General features: G+C 38.3%; 13 protein-coding genes. 8 read left to right on the top strand and 5 right to left on the bottom strand.

From position 1 onward, the window contains the following. Nucleotides 1-87 precede the first annotated feature (87 nt). From MKZ18_RS04230 to MKZ18_RS04220, 3 genes are all read left to right on the top strand, one after another. Nucleotides 88-498: a globin domain-containing protein gene (locus MKZ18_RS04230; protein ID WP_061785625.1), complete on the top strand. Its 411-nt coding sequence runs from the start codon at nucleotides 88-90 to the stop codon at nucleotides 496-498. After that, complete coding sequence (locus MKZ18_RS04225; RefSeq protein WP_061785626.1) at nucleotides 495-1379, top strand: ClpXP adapter SpxH family protein; 885 nt, start codon at nucleotides 495-497, stop codon at nucleotides 1377-1379. The genes MKZ18_RS04230 and MKZ18_RS04225 overlap by 4 nt, the downstream gene beginning before the upstream one ends. Nucleotides 1380-1635: 256 nt before the next feature. Further along, nucleotides 1636-1812, top strand: coding sequence for a hypothetical protein (locus MKZ18_RS04220; RefSeq protein WP_090752849.1), 177 nt, complete (start codon nucleotides 1636-1638; stop codon nucleotides 1810-1812). 40 nt (nucleotides 1813-1852) lie between these two features. On the opposite strand, the gene pepF is transcribed toward MKZ18_RS04220, so the two are convergent. The 4 genes from pepF to mecA form a co-directional block, all read right to left on the bottom strand. Beyond that, nucleotides 1853-3673: an oligoendopeptidase F gene (gene pepF, locus MKZ18_RS04215; RefSeq protein WP_078990186.1), complete on the bottom strand. Its 1821-nt coding sequence runs from the start codon at nucleotides 3671-3673 to the stop codon at nucleotides 1853-1855. Nucleotides 3674-3823: 150 nt separating this feature from the next. After that, nucleotides 3824-5011, bottom strand: coding sequence for a competence protein CoiA (locus MKZ18_RS04210; RefSeq protein WP_340842921.1), 1188 nt, complete (start codon nucleotides 5009-5011; stop codon nucleotides 3824-3826). A gap of 287 nt (nucleotides 5012-5298) precedes the next feature. Continuing rightward, the gene (gene cls / locus MKZ18_RS04205; protein WP_025908143.1) at nucleotides 5299-6816 is read right to left on the bottom strand and encodes a cardiolipin synthase; all 1518 of its coding nucleotides are present in this window, start codon (nucleotides 6814-6816) and stop codon (nucleotides 5299-5301) included. Between the two features lie 80 nt (nucleotides 6817-6896). Continuing rightward, nucleotides 6897-7580, bottom strand: coding sequence for an adaptor protein MecA (gene mecA, locus MKZ18_RS04200; RefSeq protein ID WP_061785448.1), 684 nt, complete (start codon nucleotides 7578-7580; stop codon nucleotides 6897-6899). A gap of 321 nt (nucleotides 7581-7901) precedes the next feature. Here mecA and MKZ18_RS04195 point away from each other — a divergent pair, with 321 nt between their 5' ends. Both MKZ18_RS04195 and MKZ18_RS04190 read left to right on the top strand, forming a co-directional pair. Beyond that, a complete protein-coding gene (locus tag MKZ18_RS04195; RefSeq protein ID WP_025908145.1) occupies nucleotides 7902-8564 on the top strand; it encodes a TerC family protein in 663 nt (220 codons plus the stop codon). Nucleotides 8565-8692: 128 nt separating this feature from the next. Beyond that, nucleotides 8693-9843, top strand: a protein-coding gene (locus MKZ18_RS04190) for an IS3 family transposase (RefSeq protein ID WP_206833833.1) whose coding sequence is annotated in 2 segments (ribosomal slippage) — nucleotides 8693-8966 and nucleotides 8966-9843 — 1152 coding nt in all. Because the reading frame shifts where the segments join, the coding sequence is not laid out codon by codon here. An 80-nt stretch (nucleotides 9844-9923) separates the two neighbouring features. Here MKZ18_RS04190 and spxA read toward each other — a convergent pair. After that, nucleotides 9924-10322, bottom strand: coding sequence for a transcriptional regulator SpxA (gene spxA, locus MKZ18_RS04185; RefSeq protein ID WP_341344499.1), 399 nt, complete (start codon nucleotides 10320-10322; stop codon nucleotides 9924-9926). Nucleotides 10323-10883: 561 nt separating this feature from the next. On the opposite strand from spxA, the gene MKZ18_RS04180 reads away from it, so the two are divergent. Genes MKZ18_RS04180 through MKZ18_RS04170 form a run of 3 tightly spaced genes read left to right on the top strand, consistent with a single transcriptional unit; the run spans nucleotide 10884 to nucleotide 15184 of the window. Then, nucleotides 10884-12107 carry an efflux RND transporter periplasmic adaptor subunit gene (locus MKZ18_RS04180; RefSeq protein ID WP_025908147.1) on the top strand — a complete coding sequence of 408 codons (1224 nt, stop codon included), beginning with the start codon at nucleotides 10884-10886 and terminating at the stop codon, nucleotides 12105-12107. Then, a complete protein-coding gene (locus tag MKZ18_RS04175; protein WP_341344498.1) occupies nucleotides 12094-13782 on the top strand; it encodes an efflux RND transporter permease subunit in 1689 nt (562 codons plus the stop codon). The genes MKZ18_RS04180 and MKZ18_RS04175 overlap by 14 nt, the downstream gene beginning before the upstream one ends. Continuing rightward, nucleotides 13718-15184, top strand: a complete 1467-nt coding sequence (locus tag MKZ18_RS04170) for an efflux RND transporter permease subunit (RefSeq protein WP_341344602.1) — start codon at nucleotides 13718-13720, stop codon at nucleotides 15182-15184. The genes MKZ18_RS04175 and MKZ18_RS04170 overlap by 65 nt, the downstream gene beginning before the upstream one ends. Nucleotides 15185-15218 lie beyond the last annotated feature (34 nt).

Raw genomic sequence — 15218 nt, 5'->3', positions numbered from 1 at the left:
AAGGTACACTGCTAAAATTAAGAAAAACGATGGTACTACTCCACCACACTTGATGGAGTACATTTCTAGGATAAAGGAGTTATCAACATGAAAGAAAAAGTCAAATCTCCCTACGAACTATTGGGCGGTGAACATACGATTTCCAAACTTGTTGATGCTTTTTATAACAGGGTAGCTAGTCATCCAGATTTAGCCCCTATCTTTCCAATAGATTTAACGGAAACAACACGAAAGCAAAAACAATTTTTAACACAATATTTAGGCGGGCCGGCTTTATATACAGAAGAACATGGACACCCTATGTTACGTGCAAGACATTTGCCTTTTGAAATTACGCCAGCTCGCGCAAAAGCATGGCTTCATTGTATGCATGAGGCAATGGATGAAATTGGATTAGAAGGTCCGTTACGAGATGAACTTTATCACCGGCTCATTCTGACTGCTCAACATATGGTTAATTCACACGAACAGAACGATGAGAAAGGATTTTCACATTGAAGAATTTACACAGCGAACATCAATCATTGCGACACCTTTGTCAGGGTTCTAATCAGAAGCCACTGGAAATTTACGTATTTGTTGATCCACTTTGTCCGGAATGCTGGGCACTAGAGCCTATCTTGAAAAAATTGCAGATTGAGTATGGAAATTGGATTACTCTTAAGCATGTTTTAACCAGTAATTTGCAGAAGCTAAACATTGGTACAAAAAAGAAGTTTGAAGATATGGCCAAGACATGGGAGCAAACTGCTTGTCGATCCGGCATGTCTTGTGACGGTAATCTTTGGCTTGAGAATCCAATTTCAACACCATTTGCAGCATCGATTGCAATTAAAGCTGCGGGTTTACAGGGAAAAAAGCAAGGCATTCGCTTTTTACGAAAACTTCGCGAAGCATTATTTTTAGAGAAACAAAACGTTGAAAAAGAAGATGTGCTTGTCAAGTGTGCAGAAGAAATCGGACTTGATGTCGAAGAATTTGTGCGAGACTTACACGCTGAGCATGCTACAAAAGCGTTTCAATGCGATTTAAAGATTACATCAGAAATGGACGTAACCGATATTCCGACCCTTGTGTTTTTCAATGAAAAAGTTGAAGAAGAAGGAATTAAGATTTCTGGGCATTATTCATATGAAACGTACGTACACATCATTTATGAAATGTTAGAAGAAGAAGAAATCAATCCTCATCCGCTTCCACCTCTGCGATCGTTTTTAGCTTATTTTCAATTTGTCGCAGCAAAAGAAGTAGCCGTTGTTTACGATATATCCATTGAGCAAGCTGAGCGAGAACTGAAAAAACTTCAGCTTCAGCGCCTTGTAGAACAAGTTCCAGTGAAATACGGTACGTTTTGGAGAAGCTTAGAAAAAGGATGTTAAAATACAAAAAAGACTTGGCATTTGCCAAGTCTTTTTTGTTTGTCCTAAGACAACAAGGGGATGGGAGAAATTTTTCACGGTCAAACAAAGGGGTATATGTTTGTTTTGTGATAAACTTCACGATTATTACTATAGCAAATTATGTCGAGTTTTGACAACCCTTTTTTGATATTTTCATGATTTTTTTTAAAAAAAGTATATTTTGGTGCCTCGATTCATATAGTTCAAGCATGACAAGCAAGCGAGGTGACCAAACATGAAGCTCATCGGAGTGATCATCAGCATTGCAATTCTCTGTTTTTCCTTTGTCTTTTATCTACTGTCGTTAATGAAGCTTGCACCGCTTGTGATTGCTGCTCCTCTTTTACTTCTATCTCTGTTCATTACTATTATGCTTCTTAATTCATTTAATCGATTTCGAGGATTTAAATAAACAAAGCTTTGCGGATGCGCAAAGCTTTGTTTATTTAAACTTAGTTTTTCTCTAACAAACGTTCCATCTCTTCAAGCTTTTCTTTAAACACTTCTAATGCTTCTTTGATTGGTTCAGCAGTTGTCATATCCACTCCTGCGCGTTTTAACACTTCGATTGGATAATCAGAGCTTCCAGCTTTTAAGAAGCCAAGGTAACGCTCAACAGCCGCGTCTCCTTCTTCAAGAATTTGCTTACTTAGCGCTGCAGCTGCGCTGAAGCCTGTTGCGTATTGATACACATAATAATTATAGTAGAAATGTGGAATTCTTGCCCACTCTAAGCCAATCTCTTCATCAATGACTAAATTATCACCAAAGTACTTTTTATTTAAATCATAGTATAACTTTGTTAGCAGCTCTGGTGTTAGCGGTTCACCATTTTGAGCCCGAACGTGAATTTCATGCTCAAATTCAGCAAACATCGTTTGACGGAACACGGTACCGCGGAAGCCTTCTAAATAATGATTTAATAAGTATAATCGTTTCTTTTCATCGTCGATTGTTTTCAATAAATAATCATTTAATAGGGCTTCGTTACACGTAGATGCGACTTCAGCGACAAAGATTGAATAATCACCGTATGGGTAAGGCTGTTCTTTACGCGTATAGTAACTGTGCACTGAGTGACCAAACTCATGAGCTAATGTGAAAAGATTGTTCACATTGTCCTGCCAGTTCATTAAAATATATGGATTTGTTCCATATGTTCCAGAAGAATAAGCACCGCTTCGCTTTCCTTTGTTTTCGTGCACATCAACCCAGCGATTTTCAAATCCTTCTTTTAAAATGGAAATGTACTCTTCTCCAAGCGGCGCCAAACCTTTTAATAAATAATCTTTTGCTTCGCTATATGGTATTTCCATTTTGACGTCTTGCACAAGCGGTGTATACAGATCATACATGTGAAGCTCATCAACACCTAACACTTTCTTTCGTAGGTCAATATAGCGCTGTAATAGAGGCAGATATTCGTTTACCGTTGCAACTAAATTATCATATACCTCTTCTGGAATATTGTTTGCGCTTAGAGCTGCATGGCGAGCTGATTCGTAGTTACGGACCTTAGCGCTAAAGTTATCTTTTTTAACCGTTCCGCTAAGAGTACTCGCAAATGTATTTTTAAACTTTCCATACGTATCATAGACGGCTTTAAACGCTTCTTCTCTAACGCGTCGATCACTGCTTTCTAAAAACCGAATATAACGACCGTGGGTAATCTCCACTTCTTCCCCGTTTTCATCTTTAATGGATGGAAACTCTAAATCAGCATTATTCAGCATACCGAACGTATTACTTGATGCTCCTAGCGCTTCAGATGCCTGTGCTAGAATAGCTTCTTCACTCTCAGAAAGGATATGAGGACGCTCACGATTCACTTCATCCAGCGCATGTGCATATAGCTGTAAATCCTTGCTATCTTTTAAATATTGTTTTAGCGTTTCCTCATCTACTGCTAATAGTTCAGGCGTGACGTAAGATAACGCACTCGCAATTTCTGTATACAACATTTTAATTCGATCATTTAATCCTTGATAGAATGAGTTCGTTGTATCTTGGTCATACCTCATATGTGCATATGTATAAAGCTTGCTGACCCGCATTGTTAGTTCATCTTGCTGCTGAAGTGCTTTAAAAAGCATGTCTGCTGATTCTCCAAGCTTGCCGCGATATTGTTCCATTTCCGGAACTAAGGCTTTAACAGCTTGAAATTCTTTCTCCCACGCTTCATCCGTTTCAAAAATATCTTCTAATCTCCATGTATCTTCTACTTTAATTTCACTGCGATTTGGCAGCTTTTTCACCGTGGATTGTTCACTCATATTAACACCCTTTCATCTTTTACTCCGTCTCTGTTACTAATTTCGCTATATAGAAGACGAATCCTTTTTTATTGTATGTGGCTTTTCAAAAATTAGTCAGCCTGTAAGTACGCCCAAACAGTGCTTCTATTTAAGCGTACTTATTTTCTGCTAACGTGTCACTTCTTTTGCTTGGTCTAACCATTTTTTCATTAATAACCCATCTTCTAAGAATGCATCTGAGCTGAGCATAGGAACTGTATACCCTCTCTCGATTCGATAAGAGTCATACGTAACAGGAGAAAAGAATTTTAGCTTGCATAGTACTTCTACGTACTCTAACAGCGGCTTTTCAATTGTAGACTGCATGAACGGAACATATCGTAATTTAATTAACTTTTGGCGAACCCGAGCGCTAAACTGCATATATAGCTGCTTAAGATTCACTATTTCTCCTACCTTTTTCACTTGCATGATATCAAGCAATAGCCAAGTTTGCCATATGACAGCCGGTGTTTCAATCATAAAAGCAGAAGGAATTGGAAAACCGGCTTCAGAAGGAAAATGAGTGGGTGGAATTTGAAGGGTATAGAGCTTTTCTAAAAAATGTTTATATTGTAAGCCCGGATATAGCATGTATGTTGTACGGAAGTTCCTCTTTTTTTGAATCCACCCTTCATGATAAGAAGGAGACGTATGCAAAGTAAGCCATTCTGAAAATGTATGAGAACTAGGTGTGAGAATTTTCAATTCAGCAAAAGCAATTTGGGAGGAAAACGGAATGATATGCTCAAGTTTGATTAACTCATTTGTGAAGGGTGAAAAATAATAAAGAGTTGGCGATTGGTCGGTGAGAGTGAGGTACTGCCATTCTTGAGGAGATAGGCGAAAAAGTGAGGTACCTAAGCGTTTTAATCGCTTTGCGCCCATTATCCAAAAAGGGTGATACCCTTGCTTTCTATAGCCGCTTGTTCGCTGAACGAACGCTTCAGTAGACAATGAAGCACACTGAAATTCAAATGCATAAGCTGCTTTTCCTACTTCAACAAACAAATCTGGACGTTGTTGGATTTGAGGCAAGTAATGCTCTAACTGAGCTGAGGTATGAGTTTGTAACCAACGAAACAGCTGGAGCTTTCCTGTTACGTGATAATCGCTCTCTCCTTCCTGGTCAACTGTACACTCTTTTTTTCGATGCGCAAAATGGGAACAGCGCTTTACTCCTACGCGAAGCACAACAGATTCATTACAAGCTGGACAATAAAAAGACCCCGTTTTTTGCAAACGCCGAAGCTCTGCCTCTGTAAAGCCACTGGCTAATGAAACCAAGCGATTATGGACTGTTTTTGCGACGAGCAATGGCTAACACTCCTTCCTTATTGAATTCTTACTGTATATTCGTTAAAGGTTAGCAAATCCCTTCTTTTTGTAAAAAGAGTTTGAGACATAACAAAATGATGGCTTCTAAAAGACGAACACTAGCTGTTCCCATCTCTTTCCCGCAGGAGTCGAGTGTCCTACGCTCCATTCCACCCTGTTTCCAACATTGTTTTCACAATCAACCAAAAAACCTGAACGATTAAAAGTTATGAACTCTCAATCGTTCAGGTATAGTAGAGGCTGAATTACTTATGTCTCAGTCTTTCTTAGAGTAGAGGTGATAATAATCGAGATGTTGACTCGAAAACTCTCTGCAAGATGGGACGCTTTTGAAATTGATCTAAATGAAGTGACGAAGACACCTCTAAGTCCTGCATATACTCATAAACGAGCTTTTGAGTACTTGCTGTTTTATAAAGAAAAGCATTCACTTCAAAGTTTAAATGAAAGCTTCTCATATCCATGTTGGCAGTACCAATCGATGCAATTTCTTTATCCACAATCACAATTTTACTGTGCATGAAGCCTTTTTCGTATTCATACACTTTCACTCCTGCTGCTAGTAACTCTGGAAAGTAAGAGCGTGAAGCATGAAAAACGATTTTTTTATCTGGTTTTTTTGGTACAAGTAACCTAACGTCTACTCCGCTAAGCGCTGCTACTTTCAGCGCTGTGAAGATATCTTCATCAGGAATAAAATACGGTGATGCAATCCAAATTGATTCTCGCGCTGACGTAATCATGGAGAAAAATAAGTGTTTAATAACTTCCCATTCTCGGTCCGGACCTCCAGCAATCATTTGAACTCCCCCGCAGCTCTCCTCATCAACATCAATTAAGTCTGGTGACAAATAGGTTTGGGTTAACAGCGTTTGACCCGTCATATAATACCAGTCCTGTAAGAAAATTAGTTGTAAAGAGCGCACCGCTTCGCCACGAACCTGAAGATGCGTGTCACGCCAAAAGCCAAAGTGTCGACTTTGACCAAGATATTCATCCCCAATATTTAACCCTCCGACAAATCCAATCGTTCCGTCTATCACTACAATTTTACGGTGGTTTCGAAAGTTAATTTTATTGTTTAACAGCGGCAAGCGAACAGGTAAAAATGGTACCATTTCTACGCCTGCTTCTCGCATTTCGTGAATGTAGTGCTTAGAAAGCTTAAAACTTCCAACGGCGTCGTACAAAAAGCGCACATAAATACCCTCTTGTACTTTTTCAATCAAAATATCTTTAATTTTTTGTCCTAGGTCATCATGTCTGACAATGTAATATTCCATATGAATATGGTGACGCGCATGCTGGAGAGCTTCAAGTATTTCATCAAATGTTTCGTCACCATTCGTGAGTGCTCGCGTATCAGACGCAAATGAAACGGGAGCTTTCCCGAGCTGAGTAGCTAATGTTAATAACTGTTTACGTTTTTCACCAAAGCGCTCAACCTGCTCATCAAAGATTGAAGAATCTCTTTCCATCTTCAATAAAACCTGCTCATCTAGCTTCGCTTTTTTTGCAAACAATCGTCTCTTTCGAATGTTTCGCCCAAACAGTAGATAAAAGAAAAAGCCGACAACAGGAAAACTTCCTAAAACGACAAGCCATGTTAACGTTTGGGTTGGGTGACGATTTTCAAGTGAAATAACTAATCCAATAAAGATCACGCTAATGGTAATCAGCAAGCTCAGAATCCCAATAATTTGACCACTCAAATACTCTTTTGTCAAAACAAGAACGACAACAAGACCTGCAATAAACACAAGTAGCTGTAAACGATTTTTCAATTTTATTCACCTATCCTACTAATGAACATGCTGTTCGTTCATAATAAAGACCGATTTCACATACATGAAATCGGCCACTTTTATCTTAACGGAAAATGAGCCTTTAATTGTTCTAATGCATTATCGCTCATTAACTGCTTTCCATATTCCATTAAACGGTGCACAGTTAAATGAGACTCGTTTCCATACTCTAAAATAATGCTTAATATATTATCAATCTCAGTGACGAAGTCTTCATCATCTGTAAATTCTACATATAAATAATATTTGCCTTCAAACACATACATATGATTGATTAGCTCATCTAATTCTAGATGGTGGCTTAACATGATTAAATCTTCTAAGTCACGGAAATGAGCCACAAAATGCAGGCCTTCATCTTCAATGACATCCTCTTCAAGCTCATCCTTTTTCTTTTGGTTGGCTTGATGCTGATCTAACAGCGCTTCAACTTTTCCGTCTACAGGGATATCAATTTTATCATTTTCGCCAACTGGTACTTCGAATTTTTGACCATCTTTTGAAATTTGAGCTCTTGTTACAATAACTTCTAAGCCTTTTTCAAGCGCATGTACCTGAATCCAAAGCGGACCTTCTGCTACGAACTCTTCTTCTTGATGAATTTCATCCATCATCTCCCAAAACAGTTCCTCGCTTCGTTCTCTGCTAAACCAAATTTCATTTCGGTCAAATCCTCGTTCTTCAATATCAACGTATGTGACAAAAAATTTTACCGTATTTTCATTAATGCGTTCGATTTCCATTATCATCTCTCCCTTCGGAAAAATCAGTGAAGGCAATACGGTCTTTCTTTCTCATTACCTTAACGAAATAAGGACTATTTTCCTTTATGTTAAAGCAATACTACATGGACTTTACAAATTTGTAAAGTATTCTAACTCCACGTAAACAAGCATAGAATCTTTCTGTACACCTCATATATCCATTCTATGATAAAATCCTATGGAAGGGAAATAAAACACTCTGTTAACCATGCGAGCCGGTGCAACCTTAACATGATACGACTGAAGGCTCAATACTGCGTAATAGTACAAACTGTTACACAAATCGGGGGGCGACGTATATTGGACTTGGAACTACTCACCTCCATCCTACTCATTATCGGTATTGATATCGTACTAGGTGGAGACAATGCAATTGTAATTGCCCTTGCTAGCCGAAACCTCCCTGAGAAACAGCGCAACAAAGCAATCGTTCTTGGTACAGGGCTAGCTGTTGTAGTTCGTATTTTACTTACTATTTTAGCTGTTTATTTATTAACTATTCCTTATTTACAACTAATTGGTGGAATTTTATTAGTAGTCATTGCATTTAAGCTGCTCGTTTCAAATGAAGACGAATCCTCCAATATTAAGGCAAGTGCTACATTAGGCGCTGCGGTTCGCACCATTGTATTTGCTGACCTTGTCATGGGCTTAGACAACGTCATCGCCGTAGCTGGTGCAGCTCATGGGAATATCTTACTGGTGATTATTGGTCTTTTCGTTTCTATTCCTATTATTGTATGGGGAAGTAAGCTTATCCTATACTTAATGGAACGTTTTCCTCTACTTATTTATGCAGGAGCGGGTATTCTAGCTTACACAGCAGGAAATATGATTCGACACGAAAAGAACCTACACGGCTTCTTCGCCAATAATCATACGCTTGAAACATCAATTCCAGTCATCACTGTCATCTTGGTCTTAGCGAGCGGACTATTAATTAATAAATTTCGCTCACAATAAGCCTAATATAGGAGCAAGAAAGCCTTCATGTTATGGGACTGACCCCATAAAGTGAGACAAATAAAAAACACCTTTAAGTTGAAAACTGGGTATGTAGTACCTAACAATCACTTGGAGGTGTTTTTTCTATGGGAACAAGAGTCAGTTATCCAGTCGAAATAAAGTTAAAAGCGATTGAAATGAGGTTAGCCGGTGTACCTGTAAAAGAAGTCTTATCACAACTAAACATTCGGAATCCTACCCAATTAAAAACATGGATGAAGTGGTATCAAAATGGGGATGTACACCGGTTGGAACAGCCAGTAGGCAAGCAATATGCCTATGGAAAAGGTCCTGATTTTGAAAACGAGACAGCTAAGTTAAAGACTGAGAACCGACAATTAAAGCAACAAATCGAGATTTTAAAAAAGTACAAGGAATTGGAAAGGAAGTGGTACCAGAAATCGCAGTGAACCTAGTGGAAGAGTTAAAAGAACAAATCCCTATTTATCAAATCTGTTTCCATCTTGGTATTCCTCGGTCCACTTACTACCGTTGGAAGCAGCATAGTCAACAGGATACACGAAAGAAATGGATGGAACAGCAAGTGGGTGAACAATGTCGTGCACACAAGTTTCGATATGGCTATCGGAAGATCACAGCTGTACTCAAGCGAACCATGAAGATTAACCACAAGTTTGTGCAGCGTACCATGCAGAAATACGGTTGGCAATGTCGCGTTAAACGGAAGAAACGGCAGCGAACAGGGCAACCTTATCAGGTTGCAGAGAATGTATTAAATCGTGACTTTCGAGCTGAACGCCCTCTTCAAAAGCTTGTGACCGATATTACGTACTTGCCTTTTGGGCCGAAACCATTGTATCTTTCAAGTATTCAAGATTTATTTAACGGAGAAATTATTGCGTATTCCATTGGTGATTGTCAAAATGTCGCGTTTGTTTTAGACACGCTTAACCAACTCCCTTCTCTACCGGAAGGGTGCACGTTGCATAGTGATCAAGGCTCTGTGTACACATCGTATGCTTATCAACAAACAATTAAAGAGAAAGGCATTATCATGAGTATGTCCCGAAAAGGGACGCCTGCAGATAATGCCTCAATTGAATCGTTTCATTCCTCACTAAAGTCTGAAACGTTCTACCTTGACGAGTTGACATACACTACGACTACCATCATAGAGCAAACCGTCAAAAGCTATATTACGTATTATAACCATGCCCGTATTCAAACAAAATTAAACAACCAGTCTCCTGTACAATACAGAAAACGGGTTGTTTAAAAGGTGTTTTGATTCCTGTCTCAAAAACAGGGGTCAGTCCCTTATACATGAAGGCTTTTATATTATATCTAATGTTCTATTTAACCATTAACAAGGCGTTGAGCTTCACGAAGTTGGAAAGTACGAACTTTACGAGGTAAGAAACGGCGAATTTCATCTTCGTTATATCCAACTTGAAGGCGCTTTTCATCAATGATGATCGGGCGACGTAATAAGCCTGGATTTTGTTGAATTAGTTCATATAAATCTTGAAGAGGCATTGCGTCTACTTGAACATCTAATTTTCGGAATGTCTTAGAACGCGTTGAAATAATTTCATCTGTTCCATCTTCAGTCATTCGTAAAATTTGTTTAATTTCATCAATTGATAAAGGCTCTGAAAAGATATTTCGTTCTACATATGCAATTTCATTTTCTTCTAACCATGCTTTCGCTTTTCGACAAGACGTACAACTTGGTGATGTATATAATGTAACCATTTAATCCTTCACTCCTTCTATCATAATCGGTCATAATGGGCAAAAAATCTTAGCCATAAGTTATTTTTCTTTATACTAACATCGTGCTGTTTTTATGAAAAGTTAACGATTGTAAATAGTTAATGACTGATAATGAAAATCGATATTATTTTATAATTACTTTAAATAAGATAATATCTATTTTGCATTATACTACAATTTTTATTGAAATGGTATCCTTATTTTATTGTGCAAAACCATTTTTAAAATCTGTCACTAATTATTTACCACACTACTAATACGTTTAAACATCAAATTAAGTTTCAAATTTTTTATTTGTTCACTTTTTTGTCAAACTTTTATTTGTTTTTTTTCATCAAAGATCAACAGTTTGGATTTTTTCTTAGATGAGCACCTTATTAGGCGAAATAATAGGAAGATACGTGTATATTAAAAGATAGGTATTCGTCAATTTTTGCATGACTTTTGTCAAAAAAAATCATAATTTTATAAAAGATAATAGGCAAACTGAGACGATGTAGTTTATTATGAAGAAATTTAGGCCAACGAGGTGATTCACACATGAAAATCTTGCAGCTTAGCGCTGTTGCGACTGTTTTATTATTAGCCGCTTGTGCTCCGCAAGAAATTACTACCGAAGACACGAAAGATAACGTACCGGTAGTAGAAACAGCAAAAGTTTCAAAAAGTGACTTGGTTAACACCACTGAACTATCGGGAGTAGCGATGCCTTCAAAACAAGTCCCTATTGTAACGGCAAACCCCTTAAACGTAGAAAAAGTCCATGTTAAAGTAGGTGATACTGTCCAAAAAGGTGATTTGCTTGTGTCTTTAGATGCTTCCGAAGCAACTAAACAGCTTAATGAAGCTAGACAAGCGGCTGCTGATATTAGTAAAGCGGTTAAAGAAGCAGAAGCAAAAGCTACGCCTGATCAATCCCAAGAAATTCAACAGGCTCAAAAGGAACTTGAAGCTTCAATGAACAAATCAGAATCTTTGCTAGAGGAAGCTCAAAATGGAGATGTAACCTCTTCTGATTTAGTGCAAAGCGGACTCGAAATTTCATTAAATCAAGCAAAGTTAGCTCAAAAGTCTCTGTCACAGATTTCATTAACTCCTGATATGCTTCCGCAGTTAAAGCAGCAACAACAACAAGCAAACCAAGCAGTTGCTCAGGCTGAGCAGATTGTTGCATCTACTCGTCTAACTGCTCCAATAAGCGGAACGATTGCGGATGTCAGTGCTGTTGAAAATGGAATTGCCGCTCCTAGTACTCCACTTATGACGGTCATTGATCAATCCAATGTGGATGCTACCTTTCAAGTTAACAGCTATCAAGTATCACAATTAAAAGCTGGAAACCAAATTAAACTTACATTTGACGGGGTAACACAAGAATTTACTAGTAAAATTTCAACCGTGTCTCCTACCGCCAATCCTGAAACTGGACTGTTCACAGTAAAAGCACCTATTGAAAATGCAAAGAGTCAAGTAAAAGGTGGCATGAAAGCAACTGGAGAAGTAACAATTGATTCTTTATCAGATGCGTTAGTCATTCCATCCAGCGCCATCTCGTACGATGAAGAGCAAGCGTATGTATATATTGTTAATGGGAAGAAAGCAGTTAAGACTCCTATCACATTAGGATTTGCAAATGACGACCAGTATCAAGTTGTCGATGGTCTAAAAGCAGATGATGTCATTGTGACTGATGGAAAAGATCAGATACAAGACGGCAATGAAGTAAAGCAACGAGCGAGTGAAAAACAAGATGAAAATAGTTAAGCTATCCGTTCTTCGCCCTGTTGCCATGTCAATGGTTCTTGTTCTTCTTCTCATTCTTGGAGGCGTTAGTGGAAGAAACATGCCCGTTGATTTATTTCCTGAATTAACGTTTCCCGTAGCTGCCGTTACAGCTACATATGACGGAGCAGGTCCAAAAGAAATTGAAAACCTGCTTGCAGAACCACTTGAAAGTTCTATGAGTACGCTGCCTAATGTTGAAAGCGTACGATCTGTCTCTCAAAACGGTGGCGTACTCGTGCTTGTTTCGTTTACGTGGGGAACCGATATGAACTTCGCTACGTTAAATATGCGCGAGCGAATCGACATGGCACGCGAAGCTCTACCTGAAGGTGCTTCCCTACCGCGAGTCATGCGCTTTGACCCAAGTGATCTACCGATTGTTCAGCTCTCATTAACAAGTGAAAATGAGCAAATTCTAGAAGATTTAAAACAAATTGCAGAAGAAGATATTAAAGCTGCTCTAGATGGTGCTGATGGTGTTGCTTCCGTTACGGTATCGGGTGGAGCGGAAAAAGAAATCTTACTAACGCTTGATCAGCAAAAAATGTCTTCTTATAACTTAACGTTACAAGACCTTCAACAAATTATCGGATCAGAAAATTTAAACTTACCTGCTGGAAATGTTCAAGATCAAAATCAAAACTTACCAATAAGGATTACGGGACAATTTACTTCAATTGAAGATATTAAAGAGCTCCCGATTCCTACACAGTCTGGTGTTATTAAGCTCGAAAATTTAGCAGAGATAAAAGAAGCTTATGCAGACGCTGACCAACTGAGCTACCTAAATGGAAAAGAAGCTGTTGGAATCTCTGTCTTAAAACAATCAGGGGCAAATACTGTTTCCGTAGCAAATGAAATTGATGACAGGCTGAAAGAGTTAAATCAAACGCTTCCTGAAGGTGTAAAAATAGATACGATTTTGGATCAGAGTGATTTTATTAATCAGTCCATTAAATCCGTAACGTCCAACATGATTGTCGGAAGCATTTTAGCATCAATTATCCTTTACCTATTTCTACGAAATCTTCGTAGTACCATTATTATTGGTCTTGCAATTCCACTTTCAATTGTCACAACCTTTGTATTTATGTACTTTAGCGGTCAAACGCTTAACTTACTCACATTAGGTGGACTAGCACTTGGAATTGGGATGATGGTAGATAATGCCATCGTTATTCTTGAGAATATTTTCCGACTTCGAAAGCAAGGGTTATCAAAGAAAGATGCAGCTATTAAAGGAACAAATCAAGTTGGGACAGCAATCATTGCTTCCACTCTAACAACTGTTGTTGTCTTTCTTCCAATAGTATTCGTAGATGGACTGGCTGCGCAGCTCTTTAAGCCGTTAGCTTTAGTTATCAGCTTTTCATTGCTTGCGTCTTTATTTACAGCTTTAATCATTGTACCTCTGTTTTCTTCACTGTTCCTTAAGTTATCGACACGTGAAAAAGAGCAAAGTAATACAGATGGAAAGTTGTTTGGTAAAGTAAAGCATTTTTATAAACGAAGATTAGACACCGCTCTACGCCATCCGAAAAAAAACAGTTGGTGCAGTTTTACTTCTATTTGCTTTATCCTTTGCAGGAATTCCTTTTATCGGAACAGAATTCCTTCCTGCCCAAGATCAGAGCACCGTTTCTGTTACAGCTAAGCTACCTCAAGGAACGGCTTTAGAAGCAACTTATGAGAAAACGGAAGAAATTAATGAAATTCTTAAAGATATTCCAGAGGTTGACTTATCATCCGTTACCGTAGGTGGATCGAATAACTTTTCAGGCTCCGCTGGATCGAATACAAATCAGGCTACTTATAACATCTTATTAAAACCTGTAGATGAGCGAGATCGTTCAGATAAAGAAATAGCTGATGAAATCCGCAATAAGCTTAACGACATTCCGAGCGTTGATGCAACCGTATCATCTAGTGAAGGAGGCTTTACCGGAGATCCGATATCTCTTGAAATTTCAGGCCCTGATTTGGATGAATTAGTGAGAATCTCAGATCAAACTGTCGATATTTTATCTGAAATTGACGGGGTAAGAGAACCCGAGTCAAGCTATAACGATGGAAATCCTGAAGTTGTGATTTCAATCAATCGTGATAAAGCATCACAATACGGAATTGGAAGTGCACAAATCTCCAGCACGATATCAGAAGCTACACAAGGCGTTGTCGCTAGCCAGCTTGCTCGTGACGGTGAAGAGCTAAACGTTCGCTTATTAATTGATCGAAAAGATACAGCTTCAACATCTGACTTAGAAAATTTATTAATTAAATCGCCAACTGGTACAACGGTTCCGCTAAAAGCGGTTGCTGATATATCAAGGGGACAAGGTCCATCGCAAATTACGCGTGAAGATCGATTGCGAGAAATTCGTGTCACAGCAGACATTATTGGACGTGACCTCGGAAGTATTACAGATGATATTGAAAAGCAGCTAAAAAGCGAAATTTCATTACCAAACAAGCAATATAAAATTGTATTTGGTGGTCAGAATGAACAGATGAATGATGCGTTTTATAAGCTTTCACTTGCACTTGCTTTAGCAGTAGTTCTTGTTTATATGGTAATGGCAGGACAGTTTGAATCTTTCTTGTATCCATTTATCATTATGCTTTCCGTTCCCCTAACTTTTATTGGAATCATAAGCGGTTTGCTAATTACCAATCAACCTTTAGGCGTAGGCTCTTTAATTGGAATTTTAATTTTAACAGGTATTGTTGTAAATAATGCCATTGTATTAGTCGATTACTTACAGCAGCTTCGTAAAGAAGGCTACGAATTAAAAGAAGCGATTTTACTAGCAGGTCCAACGAGACTTCGTCCGATTTTAATGACAACACTTACGACGATTATCGGCTTAATTCCTCTTACGCTAGGTATTGGAGAAGGAACAGAACTACAGCAGCCAATGGCCATTGTCATTGTATTTGGCCTAAGCTTTGCTACTATTATTACGCTCATTTTTATTCCAGTCATTTATTATCTAGTTGAAAAGCGAAAGTTGAAAAAGAAAGCGAAAAAAGAACAAAAACTGATTGAAGAAAGTTAATCCCCTTCCCTTGAACCACTCATTTTGATGGCTA

Source organism: Priestia sp. FSL W8-0001 (assembly GCF_038050335.1).
In the GTDB taxonomy this organism is placed as follows: Bacteria; Bacillota; Bacilli; order Bacillales; family Bacillaceae_H; genus Priestia; species Priestia flexa.
Note: the sequence above shows the minus strand (reverse complement) of the source record. Positions and strands in the feature narration are given on the sequence as shown.

Bases quoted from the DNA above. Each gene is read 5' to 3' on its own strand.
- mecA (WP_061785448.1), bottom strand. From the start codon at position 7,580: ATGGAAATCGAACGCATTAATGAAAATACGGTAAAATTTTTTGTCACA.
- MKZ18_RS04230 (WP_061785625.1), top strand. From the start codon at position 88: ATGAAAGAAAAAGTCAAATCTCCCTACGAACTATTGGGCGGTGAACAT.
- MKZ18_RS04175 (WP_341344498.1), top strand. From the start codon at position 12,094: ATGAAAATAGTTAAGCTATCCGTTCTTCGCCCTGTTGCCATGTCAATG.
- spxA (WP_341344499.1), bottom strand. From the start codon at position 10,322: ATGGTTACATTATATACATCACCAAGTTGTACGTCTTGTCGAAAAGCG.
- MKZ18_RS04220 (WP_090752849.1), top strand. From the start codon at position 1,636: ATGAAGCTCATCGGAGTGATCATCAGCATTGCAATTCTCTGTTTTTCC.
- pepF (WP_078990186.1), bottom strand. From the start codon at position 3,673: ATGAGTGAACAATCCACGGTGAAAAAGCTGCCAAATCGCAGTGAAATT.
- MKZ18_RS04180 (WP_025908147.1), top strand. From the start codon at position 10,884: ATGAAAATCTTGCAGCTTAGCGCTGTTGCGACTGTTTTATTATTAGCC.